This is a genomic window from Lacinutrix sp. (assembly GCF_023299985.1).
Taxonomy (GTDB): Bacteria; Bacteroidota; Bacteroidia; order Flavobacteriales; family Flavobacteriaceae; genus Lacinutrix.
In genome coordinates this window covers 14,592-27,325 of the sequence record NZ_JALZVX010000131.1, presented here as the reverse complement: position 1 = coordinate 27,325, position 12,734 = coordinate 14,592, and the positions used below count along the sequence as shown (strand labels likewise).

At 29.5% G+C, this 12,734-nt stretch carries 13 protein-coding genes and 1 other RNA gene; 8 read left to right on the top strand and 6 right to left on the bottom strand.

Going from position 1 to position 12,734, the window contains the following annotated elements; all coding sequences use genetic code 11:
• The first annotated feature begins 711 nt into the window (after positions 1–711).
• From Q0C58_RS12450 to Q0C58_RS07115, 5 genes are all read left to right on the top strand, one after another.
• Positions 712–927, top strand: a complete 216-nt coding sequence (locus tag Q0C58_RS12450; RefSeq protein WP_366841435.1) for a histidine phosphatase family protein — start codon at positions 712–714, stop codon at positions 925–927.
• An 18-nt stretch (positions 928–945) separates the two neighbouring features.
• Positions 946–1,131, top strand: a complete 186-nt coding sequence (locus tag Q0C58_RS07130; RefSeq protein ID WP_290699283.1) for a hypothetical protein — start codon at positions 946–948, stop codon at positions 1,129–1,131.
• 97 nt (positions 1,132–1,228) lie between these two features.
• The gene (ppk1, locus tag Q0C58_RS07125) at positions 1,229–3,289 is read left to right on the top strand and encodes a polyphosphate kinase 1 (protein ID WP_290699280.1); all 2,061 of its coding nucleotides are present in this window, start codon (positions 1,229–1,231) and stop codon (positions 3,287–3,289) included.
• Positions 3,289–4,200 (top strand): Ppx/GppA phosphatase family protein, encoded by a 912-nt coding sequence (locus Q0C58_RS07120; RefSeq protein WP_290699277.1) that lies wholly within the window; start codon positions 3,289–3,291, stop codon positions 4,198–4,200. The genes ppk1 and Q0C58_RS07120 overlap by 1 nt, the downstream gene beginning before the upstream one ends.
• A 103-nt stretch (positions 4,201–4,303) precedes the next feature.
• Positions 4,304–4,834: a porin family protein gene (locus Q0C58_RS07115; protein ID WP_290699274.1), complete on the top strand. Its 531-nt coding sequence runs from the start codon at positions 4,304–4,306 to the stop codon at positions 4,832–4,834.
• A gap of 82 nt (positions 4,835–4,916) precedes the next feature.
• On the opposite strand, the gene Q0C58_RS07110 is transcribed toward Q0C58_RS07115, so the two are convergent.
• From Q0C58_RS07110 to dnaX, 3 genes are all read right to left on the bottom strand, one after another.
• A complete protein-coding gene (locus Q0C58_RS07110) occupies positions 4,917–5,498 on the bottom strand; it encodes a tRNA-(ms[2]io[6]A)-hydroxylase (RefSeq protein WP_290699271.1) in 582 nt (193 codons plus the stop codon).
• A complete protein-coding gene (locus Q0C58_RS07105; RefSeq protein WP_290699268.1) occupies positions 5,498–6,052 on the bottom strand; it encodes a hypothetical protein in 555 nt (184 codons plus the stop codon). Before Q0C58_RS07105 ends, Q0C58_RS07110 begins: the two co-directional genes overlap by 1 nt.
• Positions 6,053–6,143: 91 nt before the next feature.
• Entirely contained in the window at positions 6,144–7,871 is a 1,728-nt protein-coding gene (gene dnaX, locus Q0C58_RS07100; protein ID WP_290699289.1) for a DNA polymerase III subunit gamma/tau, read from the bottom strand.
• A 213-nt stretch (positions 7,872–8,084) separates the two neighbouring features.
• On the opposite strand from dnaX, the gene Q0C58_RS07095 reads away from it, so the two are divergent.
• The 3 genes from Q0C58_RS07095 to rnpB all read left to right on the top strand — a co-directional run bounded on the left by Q0C58_RS07095 (position 8,085) and on the right by rnpB (position 10,509).
• A complete protein-coding gene (locus Q0C58_RS07095) occupies positions 8,085–9,200 on the top strand; it encodes a hypothetical protein (protein ID WP_290699266.1) in 1,116 nt (371 codons plus the stop codon).
• 176 nt (positions 9,201–9,376) lie between these two features.
• On the top strand, positions 9,377–9,937 hold the full coding sequence (locus Q0C58_RS07090) for a hypothetical protein (protein ID WP_290699263.1): 561 nt from the start codon (positions 9,377–9,379) through the stop codon (positions 9,935–9,937).
• 204 nt (positions 9,938–10,141) lie between these two features.
• Positions 10,142–10,509, top strand: an RNA gene (gene rnpB / locus Q0C58_RS07085) — RNase P RNA component class A.
• A gap of 57 nt (positions 10,510–10,566) precedes the next feature.
• Here the strand turns inward: rnpB and rsmD are convergent.
• From rsmD to Q0C58_RS07070, 3 genes are read right to left on the bottom strand one after another with little or no spacing between them, the layout of a single operon-like run.
• Complete coding sequence (gene rsmD / locus Q0C58_RS07080; protein ID WP_290699260.1) at positions 10,567–11,124, bottom strand: 16S rRNA (guanine(966)-N(2))-methyltransferase RsmD; 558 nt, start codon at positions 11,122–11,124, stop codon at positions 10,567–10,569.
• On the bottom strand, positions 11,125–11,949 hold the full coding sequence (locus Q0C58_RS07075) for a DUF3822 family protein (RefSeq protein WP_290699257.1): 825 nt from the start codon (positions 11,947–11,949) through the stop codon (positions 11,125–11,127).
• Positions 11,930–12,670: a hypothetical protein gene (locus Q0C58_RS07070; protein WP_366841431.1), complete on the bottom strand. Its 741-nt coding sequence runs from the start codon at positions 12,668–12,670 to the stop codon at positions 11,930–11,932. The genes Q0C58_RS07075 and Q0C58_RS07070 overlap by 20 nt, the downstream gene beginning before the upstream one ends.
• Between the last annotated feature and the right edge of the window lie 64 nt (positions 12,671–12,734).

The following is a 12,734-nucleotide window of genomic DNA, read 5'->3' as shown; positions in this document are numbered from 1 at the left end:
TTATAGATTCAATTGTTGTAGGACTAATATTTGTAGGTTGTGTAGGTTCAACCCATTGAAAAGTAACACCAGTTTGAATTGAAGGTGCTTGTGTTTGTGAAAAAGACAATGCACTAGTAAATATTAGCAGTAATGACAAATACTTATAAAGTGATTTTTTCAAATCATAATTAGTAGTTAGCATAAATTAGAATTTAATAAATGGGGTTTATTATAAAAAGTTGAAATACTAAGTACTATTTTAATAACTTTATTAAAATGACTCAGATTATTTGACACTGATTTTTTTTTTGTTTGAAATAATGTGATCAAAAAAATATTCTTTTTATTAAAAGAATATTGTCTATAAGTAATAGAAGATAAGTTTTTTAAAATTACATTCATGCAAGAGTAAAAACTATTCAATAGAAATATACAAGCACAGGTTACTCTTGTAATAATAGGTAATATTAATATCCAAATTTTATTCATAACACATTTACTCTTCATTAAAACCATTAATTTGGCTACAGTTTAAGGGAGTTTCACCATACATGGTGACAGTAGATGTCGTTTAGCTTTGGGTAAGCAATTAATAGCATTTGCAAAATAAACTGTATTTTTAGTGTACCGCAAAAAACAATGTTTAATAACACATATACTCGTTGAATGGTCAAAGATAAGTAAAACATCGATAAAAAGCAAATAAACACGACTAAAAGAAATAAGACCTTGTTTTTAATTAGTCATGGAAAATCCAATTGGAATAGAAAATTGCCTGATTTCGATAGACCTTTAACAAAGAGAGGAAAAATAGACGCTAATATTGTTTCTAATTATTTAAAAAATAGTAAAATAAAGCCTAAACTAATTTTATGTAGTTCTTCAGAAAGAACGAAATTGGCAGCAAATATATTTATTAAAAAATTAGAGTTAAATACATTGTAAATCAGATATTTAAAATAATTGTATGATTTTTCAGTAGAATCTCTAATTCAGGTTATCGAGTCTTGTGAAAAATCATTCGACAGTATTATGGTTTTTGGTCACAATTATGCGCTTACTAATTTTGTAAATAAATATGGAGATAAATACATAGAAAATGTTATTACATCTGGTTTTATAAAGATTGTTTTTGAAATTGATAGTTAGAAAAACCTTTGTAAAGGTAAAACTGGAAAAATTGTATTTCCAAAACATTTAAAATAATGATTACAATACAATATATTTGTGTTGTAATATTTATAAAATGATTAAAAAAACAACTCCAAATTACACATATATTAATAGAGAGTTAAGTTGGTTACAATTTAATGGTAGAGTACTGCAAGAAGCTTCAGATGAGGGAGTTCCGCTAATAGAGCGTTTGCGGTTTTTAGGTATTTTTTCTAATAATTTAGACGAATTTTTTAAGGTGCGTTATGCCACTGTAAAACGAATAGATGAAGCTGGTAAAGCAGGAAAAAATCAGTTAGGAGGAATCAAAGCTTCAGATTTGTTAGAAATTATTACTAAAACGGTAATTAAACAACAGACAGAAAGCTTAAATATTTTAAGTAACATCCAAACTAGGCTTAAAGCAGAAAATATTTTCATTGTTAAGGAAAATCAAATCAGTGAAAACCAAAAAAAATTCATAAAAAATTATTTTATACAAAAAATAAGTCCTGCTTTAGTAACTATAATACTAAACGACGCTATTAGAATACCTAATCTTAAAGATAGCGCAGCTTATTTAGCCATAAATATGTCTTTAGAAAATGGAGGAAACCAATATGCACTAATAGAAATATCTAAAAGGATGGATCGTTTTGTTGTACTCCCAAAGGAGGTAAACAAAAATTCTATTATTATGATAGACGATCTTCTTCGTTATTGTTTAGATGATATTTTTAATATTTTCGATTATAAATCCATTTCTGCACACATGATAAAAATTACACGTGATGCAGAGCTTGACCTTGAAAGTGATTTAAGTAAAAGTTTTATGGAAAAAATTAGTGATAGTGTTAAAGATAGGCAAGATGGAGAGCCAGTTCGCTTTGTTTACGATAAGACTATAGATAAAGACACTCTAGGTTTTTTAATGGAAAAAATGGGAATTGAAAGCTCAGATAGTATTATTCCTGGAGGTAGATACCATAACAGACGAGACTACATGAGTTTTCCAAGTTTAGGTCGAACAGATTTACTTTACAATAAAATAGAAGCTTTACCAGTAAAAGGATTGAGTTTAGAAACAAGTATTTTTGAAGCCATAGCAAAAAAAGACTATTTACAATACACACCATATCATACTTTTGCATACACAGTTAAGTTTTTAAGGGAAGCAGCCTTAGATCCTAAAGTAAAAACTATTAAAATTACTATTTATAGATTAGCTCAAATTTCTCATGTAGCAAGTTCTTTAATTAATGCTGCTATTAATGGAAAAAAAGTAACAGTATCAATGGAAATTCAAGCACGTTTTGATGAGCAAGCAAATATCGATTATGCAGAGCAAATGCAACGCGAAGGTGTTAAGCTAATTTTTGGAGTACAAGGTTTAAAAGTACATTGTAAAATGTGTTTAATAGAACGAGAAGAAAACAAAAAAATAGTACGTTATGGTTTTATTAGTACTGGTAACTTTAACGAATCTACTGCTAAAATTTATACAGATTACACTTTGTTTACAGCTAACCAGAAAATACTTAAAGACGTTAACAAAGTATTTAATTTCTTTTCAGTTAACTATAAAGTTTATAGATACAAACACATTATAACTTCACCACATTATACTAAAAACGCTTTCTTTAGTTTAATAGACAATGAAATTAATAATAAAAAAGAGGGTAAGCCAGCTTATATTCGTTTAAAAATGAATAGTATTTCTAGTTATAAAATGATCGATAAATTATACCAAGCAAGTAATGCAGGTGTTAGAATAGAAATGATTGTTCGTGGTATATGTTGTCTCGTTCCAGGTGTTAAGGGTATGAGTGAGAATATTACTGTAGTGAGTATTATAGATAAATTTTTAGAGCACACTAGGCAGTATATTTTTTGTAATAATAACGAACCAAAAGTATACATATCTTCGGCAGATTGGATGACAAGAAACATAGAAAATAGAGTAGAAGTTAGTTGCCCAATCTATGATGATGAAATTAAAGAAGAATTAATAGATACGTTTAATATATGCTGGAAAGACAATGTTAAATCAAGGATTTTAGACAAACAGCAAACAAACACTTATAAGTTAGATAATAATAAAAAAATAAGAGCTCAATTTGAGACTTACAATTATTACAAAAACCAATTAAACTAATGCTAAAAATACTTAAATATGCTGCAATAGATATTGGATCGAATGCCGTAAGATTACTTATTTCCAGTATTGTAGAAGAAAAAAATAAGCCTCCACGCTTTAAAAAAACATCGCTAGTAAGAGTGCCCATTCGTTTAGGAGCAGATGTGTTTTTAAACGAAGAAATTTCTAAAGAAAATACTAACAGAATGTTAGACACAATGCAAGCTTTTAAATTACTAATGAAAACACATAGAGTAGATAAGTATAAGGCTTGTGCAACTTCTGCAATGAGAGAAGCTAATAATGGAAGCGAAGTTGCATGTTTAATTAATAAATCTACAGGTATAAAAGTCGATATTATAGATGGAGAAGAAGAAGCTACTATAATTGCAGCAACAGATTTAAGTGTTTTTATAGATAAAAATAAAACGTATTTATATGTAGATGTTGGAGGTGGAAGTTCAGAGTTTAGTGTTATTCATAATGGAGAAAAAGTTGCCTCAAAATCTTTTAAAATAGGTACGGTTCGTTTGTTAAACGATATTGTAAAAAAAGAAACTTGGTTAGAGTTAGAGCAGTGGGCAAAAAAAGAAACAAAACAACACGATAAAATTTATGTTATAGGTTCTGGAGGAAATATTAATAATATTTTTAAATCATCTGGAAAAGCAGCAGGAAAACCACTTACATATTTTTATTTAACATCGTATTATAATATGTTACAAAGCTATTCTTATGAAGAAAGAATAACAGTTCTAAATATGAATCAAGATAGAGCAGATGTTATAATTCCAGCAACAAGAATATACCTTTCTGCAATGAAATGGAGTGGCGCAAAAGACATTTATGTTCCAAAAATTGGTTTAGCAGACGGAATTATAAAAAGCATGTATAAAGAAACTATTTTAAGCCATACAAAGTTAAAATGATACAGTTTATCTTTTTATTGTTTAGATTATATTAAAAAAATAATATATTAGTGCAACTTTTAAAATCAATCTAAATATTTTTAAAATTTTAAAACCAATTTTTATGAAAAAAATAGTACTTATCGCTGCTTTTGCATTGTTTTCAATTTATGGCTTTTCTCAAAACGCATTATATGGAGTTCGTGCAGGATATAATATTTCAAATTTAGACTTTGAGCCAAATACAGGTTCATTTGATAATAGCCACAGAAATGGTTTTGCAATTGGATTTTTTGCAGAATTTAATGTTACAGAAGATTTATCTTTTGCACCAGAAATTCAATTTTCTGCAGAAGGAGCAAAAGAAGAGGTTATTAGAATTGATTACATTCAAATGCCTTTGTTTTTAAAATATAAAGTAGGAGAAAATTTATCTGTTGGTTTAGGACCACAAATAAGTTTAAAAGGACATGATTTTCAAGATGGTTTACAAAATTTTGCATTCTCAGGTCTTGCAGGTGTTGAGTATATGATTTCTGATGAATTCTTTTTAGACTTAAGATATTCTTATGGATTTACAAACATTTTTGATGAAGAAACAACTTTAGATGCAACAAATACTAACATTCAAATAGGATTTGGTGTAAAGCTTTAATACAAGCAATTATTAGAAAACAAAAAAAATCCAATACAATTTGTTGTATTGGATTTTTTTGTCCTTTAAATAGTACTATTTGCTATCCATGTATAGTTTCGCTTTTACTCAAATCTTTCATTATTTCTGCTTCAAAATCTAAAAGCGCTTGCCACTTCTCATCAACTTCCTTTCGGTCTCCATATTGTCTAGCAAAACCTAAAAACATAGTATAGTGGTTTGCTTCACTTACCATTAATTTTCTATAAAACTCTGCTAATTCTTTATCTTCAAGTTCTTCACTAAGTAACCTAAAACGTTCACAACTACGTGCTTCAATTAAAGCAGCATATAATAATCTATGCACTAATTGTGTTGTTCTACTACCTCCTTTTGGAAAAAATTGAAGTAGTTTTGCAACGTATTCATCTTTTCTGTCACGACCTAATATCCAACCGTTTTGTAATATTAAATCGTGCACCATTTTAAAATGGCTAATCTCTTCTTTAACCAAAGCAACCATTTCCTGTACCAAATCTGTGTATTCAGGAAAACTTACAATTAAAGAAATAGCTGTACTTGTTGCTTTTTGCTCGCAAAAAGCATGATCTGTTAAAATCTCTTCAATATTTTTTTCTACTATGTTTACCCAACGTGGATCTGTTGGTAGTTTTAGTCCTAGCATTAGTTTATTTCTTTTAGTTTATGATCTCCATTAGTATTAATTGTTAACCTATAATCTGGACAATTTACAGTTCTAGGAATACAATGCGATAAATTTATAATTGCCTTATTTTCTTTAAGTGAATTGAAATCATCAATTATTGGAATATTTTTAATGTAATTTTTATCAATTATGTAATTAGAATTCAGCTTATTTAAAAACGCATTAGTAAGAGTTTGTTTAAATATTATTTTTTCATTTTTATATACTTCAATAATATTTATAAGCTCTCGGAAGTAATGTTTATTGTGAATTCCATCAGATTCAAAATCTATAAGTTGAGCGTTTTCTAAGTCTGTTAAAGATTTAATTTTTATTCTAAAACCATTACTTAAAGTGGTGTCAATAGTTATTTCATTATACTCTTTTGGGAAATATACAACGCTCTCTGAAAAAGAATCTAATAATTTATGCTCCTTTAAAACTTCAGTATTAGATAAGTGTACGCGATCTTTTCCATCGCAACCAATAAACATAACACTAACTAAAGTTAAAAGAAATAGGAGGTTTTTCATTTTAAAATATTAATATTTCTTAAAATTAATCAATTATCGATAAACAAGTCTTTGCTCTTTTATCTAAAAGCAAAGCCCTCTTTTTTATCTCCTAAAGATCTAAATCAAACGTTTTACGAAGCAATTCTATATTAGGATTTTTCTCTTTTAGCTTTTCGTATTTTTCGTCTGGAGTGTAAGCAAATTTCTTCTGCATTTCCTCATTAACCTCAATGTCTAAACTAATATCGTAGTTATTAAGTGTCTTTCTAAGAAATTGTAATAAATCGAAAGACTGCCTTTCTACTTCAACTTTATTAGTAGAATTTGGGAATGTTAAATGTATGGTAGTGCCTTTTAATCTTGGAATGTCTATAGATAAAATAGCTGCTAAGTTCATTTTTCCTTCATCTTCAATTTGTAGCACAAAAGTGTTCCAAACTTCAATTAATTCATCTTGAGTAAAAGCTTCTGTTGGTAAATCTTCTTCATCTACCACAACATCCATTTGCCTAATTTCATGCTCTTTTTTAGCACGAATACTACTTAAAGATAGGCCAGAAGTACGTTTGCTTTTAGAGTTTAATATAATTTTTGGCTTACTAACTTCAGGCTTTATAATTGTTTTAGTAACAGAAACAGGAGTTTCCTGTTTGTTTTCTATAACTTGTTTTGGATGGTTTACAGTGGACTCTAAAGGTTTACTAACAAGAATAGGTGTAATACCAACACGTTTAAAATAAGAAGGCGGAATTATGAACCGACTACTATTTTTTTTTTCTCCATCAAAAGTGATAGAGGCAAGCTGCATGATACAAAGTTCAACGAGTAATCGTTGATTTTTACTAGACTTATACTTTAAATCTGTTTCGTTAGCAAACTCAATGCCTTTTAAAAGAAATTGCTGAGACGCTTTTTTAGATTGCTCTAAATACTTAGCTTTAGTTTGTTCACCAACTTCAAGAAGTTCTATAGTTGCTGGATTTTGGCACACTAGTAAATCTCTAAAATGTGAGGCCAAACCTGCAACGTAATGGTGTCCATCGAAACCTTTGGACAATGTTTCGTTAAACTGAAGTAATAATTCTGGAATTTTATTCTCTAATATTAAATCTGTGCTTGTAAAATACGTTTCGTAATCAAGTACATTTAAATTTTCTGTAACTGCTTTTCGAGTTAATTCTTTTCCTGAAAAACTAACCACACGATCAAAAATAGACAACGCATCACGCATTGCACCATCTGCCTTTTGAGCAATAATGTGTAGCGCATCATCCTCTGCATTTATACCTTGTTCTTTAGCAATAAACTTTAAATAGTTTTTAGCATCTGTTACGGTAATACGTTTAAAATCGAATATCTGGCAACGCGATAAAATGGTTGGTATTATCTTATGCTTTTCGGTAGTTGCTAATATAAATATGCAGTGCTTTGGAGGCTCTTCTAATGTCTTTAAAAAAGCATTAAAAGCCGCTTGAGAGAGCATGTGTACTTCATCTATAATATAAACTTTATACTTTCCTACTTGTGGTGGAATACGTACTTGGTCTGTAAGGCTTCTAATATCATCTACAGAGTTGTTTGATGCAGCATCCAATTCAAAAATATTGAAAGCAAAATCTTCGTCTGCAGATTCTGTACCATCGCTATTTATCATTTTAGCAAGAATACGTGCACAACTGGTTTTACCAACACCACGTGGACCTGTAAATAATAAAGCTTGTGCTAAATGGTTGTTTTCAATGGCATTAAGTAACGTATTTGTAATAGCATCCTGCCCAACAACGTCCTTAAACGTTTGAGGTCTGTACTTTCTGGCTGATACTACAAAGTGTTCCAATGTATGCTGAACTCGTTTCAGCATCTTTCGATGCTTATTAATAATAGAATTACAAAGTTAAAAATTAGAATTGAAATTGAGGATTTTGGACTTAGAATTTAATAGTAGTTATTAACAAAATAGGACTATTAGCTTATAGCAGTTTTAGCTTGACTTTTGTGTGTAAATAAACTAACTTTGTTAAAGAAATTAGTTCTAGCACTTATTTAACAAATGAAAAAACACATATTTATATTCTTAATTACTATTACTTGTTTTACTATAATTTGTTGTAATGAAGAAGAGGAAACAGTAGCACCAACAGCGTCAAGTATATTTACAGATATTTCTGTAGCAACAAATGCAACTTCTATATCTTGGGTAGATGCAAACGATTTAATGCAAAAATTATCTAACGCATTAAGTTATAATTATGGTAGTGCTTTAGAAACTGAAACCGAAAAAAACTTAAGCTTTAATAGTGATACCACTCAGGTAAATGCTCAAATAGCTTTTAAACAAGCATTTCAAAATGTTTATAACGATACTAATTTGGCTAATAATACGCTAAACATAAGTCTTACAAAGCAAAATACCAATACAGCTGGAGTATCGCTTATTGCAGATGGTCCAGGAAATACTTATAGTCTAATTACTTCGGTTTTGGCACCTGGTTCTAATCCTATTGAAACTCCAGATTGCAGCCATAATGCATTTGGTGAACATATAGACGAAGTTTTTGATACCGATTTAAACGCAAACGTATTCAGGTTTTTTATTCACACAACACCAGATGACGATAGATGTATAAATTTTGATAGACAACGAAACGAAATAAAATCGTACAGCCCATCGCCAGATAATTTATTAGGTATCGAAAACGAAAAAGTAATTTACAACTGGAAGTTTAAATTAAAAGCAGGTTTTCAATCTTCTCCAAACTTCACACATTTACACCAATTAAAATCTGTTGGTGGTGACTTAGAAAGTATGCCAATGTACACACTTACAGCAAGAAAAAGTAGTCCAGATAGATTAGAATTACGTTATGCAGAAACAGATACTCAAATAACATTAGATCAAACAGATTTAGCACCTTTAGTAGATACTTGGTTAGAAGTAACAGAAACTATAGAATATGGCACATCTGGAACTTACAATATTGAAATAAAAAAGGTAAGCGATAACACTATGCTGTTTTCGTACTCAAATAACGCTATTATAAATTGGAGACCTAACGCTAGTTTTGTTAGACCTAAATGGGGAATCTATAGAAGTTTAAATAATGCGCAAGATCTTAGAGATGAAGAAGTGTTGTTTGCAGATTTTAATATTACAGAAATTGAATAGTTTTAATAACTTCGTTTAAAGATTGATATAAAATACTTGTGCTGAATTTATTTCAGTATTTTAACGTTTAATATCTGAACATTTTACACAAGCTTAAAATGAGTTTCTGGAACAAAAATAGTTTAAGTACAAACACACGGAACGAGTATTCTGCTCTACTAATCGAATTAGTGGAATTGAATAACGATAAACAATGGTTGAAACATTTTCATAATTTAAAACTTGGCTGGAATTTACCAGGTGGCGGAATGGGTTCGATTAATGACTGGAGTCCGAGTTACGATAATGAAATAGAATATGCTTGGTTCAATCTTTTATATAGAATAACGTATAGATTGTTGACCGAAAAATTGGAACCAGAATTTATAAAAAAAGACTATTCAATTGAACATCGAAACGAAGTCAGCATTTTACAATGTTCAAATTGCAATCAAAAATTCCAACACCCAAGAATATTTGAAGACCATATTGCAACATTCTTTTATTTAAAAAATTTCTCAAAGTTTTTAGAGAAAGAAATGCTAAAGGATTTTACCAATCCGAACTTTTCATATAAAAATTTTGAGGCGATAGAATTAAGGGATAGTTTGAAATATGAATACGAGAAAAATGAAATTATTTTGTTTGATTTCCAAAAACATAAAAGGATTTGCCCAAAATATGACACAAAAATACAAATTGAGCATATTGATTATGAAATTATAAAAAAGGAAAACAAACTTGGACTGAAAAGATAAAAGCCTGTTGCCTACACCATATAAACAAAATTGCTGGTTTTAGCATACTTCCGAAAGTCCTCACGGATTTTCTTGGTTCGTCTTTATTTACACTTTACGGCTAAACCAACGCAACTAAACCATATACAAATAATTAAACAAACCTCTGTAAAAAAACTACAACCTCTTCTAAAAACCTAAACTACTTTATTGTAATTTTGCACACAAGTAAATCGCCTTATCGCACTTGTGCTGAATTTATTTCAGCATCTTACGATTTTACTTAGTTGTTAATTGAAAAGATACTGAAACAAGTTCAGTACAAGTGAGGAAAGTCTGGACACCATAGTGCAATATAGTGGTTAACATCCACCAGCCGTGAGGTTAGGAAAAGTGCAACAGAAAGTATGTACAGGTCATGCTGTAGTGAAACCAGGTAAACTCTATGTGGTGCAATGTCATGTAAACTAGTGTTTGAGCGTGCACGCGCGAACTAGAGGGTAGGCAGCTAAAGTGTGTTGGTAACAACTCACGTAGATAAATGATAAGGGCTCGCAAGAGTACAGAATCCGGCTTATAGATTTACTTAAATAAACAAGCTCTTTGCATTTCGCAAAGAGCTTTGTTTTGTTTGGAGTATTTGGTGTGTTTTATTCTTCTTCGTCACTCGCGGCAACTTTGTAGAAACTAAATCTATTACCACCATAATTTTTAGAATAGCTATAATTTTCTAAATGCGAGATATCTGTATGTTTAGAATGCTCTACTATTAGTAAGCCATCTGCTTCTAATAAATTGTTTTTAAATACCAATTCTGGAATTTTAGAGAATGCTTCAACTGGAAAATCGTAAGGAGGATCTGCAAAAATAATAGTATGTTTCGTATTGCAGTTTTCTAAAAACTTAAACACATCACTTTTTACGGTTTGTATTGGCATAACAAAGTCTTCGGCAGTTTTGTTAATAAACCTTATGCAACCAAAATCTTGATCTACACACGTTATTTTTTCTGTACCTCGCGAAGCAAATTCGTAGCTAATGTTTCCTGTTCCAGCAAATAAATCTAAAACAGAAACGTCTTCAAAATAATAAGTATTATTTAAAATATTAAACAACGATTCTTTAGCCATATCTGTAGTTGGACGAACAGGTAGGTTTTTTGGAGCTGTAATTCTTCTACTTTTATATTCTCCTGAAATTATGCGCATTTAAAAACGAGTTAAAAGTGTAAAATGTGAATGTTTATTTATAGTCTCTTTAGTTATAGAAAAATTATCCTTTCTGCTACCAAAACTAATGTGTCTAATGTACTTGTAAAGTATATTGTATAAGGCATCATCTTTAGAAATAGCACCTAATAAAACGGTTTCTATAACTTCTGGATTGAGATTTAACTGCTCTGCAGTAAATAATACATAGTAAATAAAATCTTCGGCTGTTTGGTACTCGAAGGTGTTATAAAGTGCTAAAGTGCCATTATTAGTCACTATTATTTCAAAATGAGTGTTATTTACATGAATGTATAGTTTGTTTTCATTAACATGCTTTTCTTGAGCCAATATGGCTTCAATTAAAACAGTAGAGTAGTGTTTGTATGTAAAATCCCCAAAACGCTCGTAAATGTAGTTATTTACGTTTACATAAGGTACGTAAACGTTTACTGTATCGTTTACAGAAATGTCATCGAAGGTTATAAAATCTGTTTTCAGTATTTTAGAATTCAGTTTTAGGTAATCTGCAATAGCATCTTCATTAAACAAAGGCTTTGGAACTAGAGTTGCAAGCTCATTTATATGTATAACTAATACAGTATCAAAATTACCTTTTAGCCATTCTTCAGTATTAAAAGCATGTTTTACTGCATCAAGTAATTCAAAAGGTGTTACTTTTTTAGCGAATGTAACATGCTCAATTTTATCTGCTAGATTATCTTGAGTATTTAGAATATAAAAAGAAAGTCCATTCAAACTTATTTGAATGGACAATGCTTTATGTGTTGTATGTTTAATGTTATTATTTTTTAATTGGATCATAAACCTTAGGCCAGTTTCCATTAACTTTAACTTCATCCATAGAACCAATTTTAATAGCATCACCATCAATTTCTTCTACAGAAAATACATTTAATTCTTTTTTAATTAAGTCCTTAGGTTGGTCGAATAAAATATCTTTTTTGAAAGCTACAGCTTCAAATACAGGAAGTTTTTTATCATCTTCTTCACCAGTCTCACCAGCTTCTAATGTAAAAGTAGTACCTTCTTTTGCAAAAGGTATATTCATCATTGTTTTATAACGTGTAGATTTTTTAAATAAAGAATCTCTTACTGAAGCAAAACTTAATGTATCTGTAATAGTAATTTCTTTGTTATACACAATTCCACCATATGCTCTAGTTTTTTCAACATCTAAAACAGTAGAATCTCTACGTTGTATTATGGCAAACTTTCCAGTTTCAATAAATTTAATTAAAGTATCATAATTATTTGTAAATTTCCCATTTACCTCTTTGTATGCTAATTCTGAATCTCTAATATCTACAAGATTCTCAATAACTGCAGCATAACGATCTTTTTTGATATTGTGAAATTTAATTTCGTTGTAAACAGACATGTAAGTAAAATAACCCAAAGCAATAATTGCTATCCAAAGTAAAATGGTTAAAGGTCCTTTTAATTTAGAAGGAATAAATTTATCTATTGCCCAAACAATTCCAACAGTTAGTAGAATTACAATTATTACAGCAACTATTATCATAATTTTTTAATTTATTTAGTTAATGATCTATCGCAAATCTACAATTTTTTTTTGTTCGTAAAAA

Coding starts and splice junctions, on each gene's coding strand:
- ppk1 (WP_290699280.1), top strand. CDS start 1,229: ATGATTAAAAAAACAACTCCAAATTACACATATATTAATAGAGAGTTA.
- Q0C58_RS07120 (WP_290699277.1), top strand. CDS start 3,289: ATGCTAAAAATACTTAAATATGCTGCAATAGATATTGGATCGAATGCC.
- Q0C58_RS07115 (WP_290699274.1), top strand. CDS start 4,304: ATGAAAAAAATAGTACTTATCGCTGCTTTTGCATTGTTTTCAATTTAT.
- Q0C58_RS07110 (WP_290699271.1), bottom strand. CDS start 5,498: ATGCTAGGACTAAAACTACCAACAGATCCACGTTGGGTAAACATAGTA.
- Q0C58_RS07105 (WP_290699268.1), bottom strand. CDS start 6,052: ATGAAAAACCTCCTATTTCTTTTAACTTTAGTTAGTGTTATGTTTATT.
- Q0C58_RS07095 (WP_290699266.1), top strand. CDS start 8,085: ATGAAAAAACACATATTTATATTCTTAATTACTATTACTTGTTTTACT.
- rsmD (WP_290699260.1), bottom strand. CDS start 11,124: ATGCGCATAATTTCAGGAGAATATAAAAGTAGAAGAATTACAGCTCCA.
- Q0C58_RS07075 (WP_290699257.1), bottom strand. CDS start 11,949: ATGATCCAATTAAAAAATAATAACATTAAACATACAACACATAAAGCA.
- Q0C58_RS07070 (WP_366841431.1), bottom strand. CDS start 12,670: ATGATAATAGTTGCTGTAATAATTGTAATTCTACTAACTGTTGGAATT.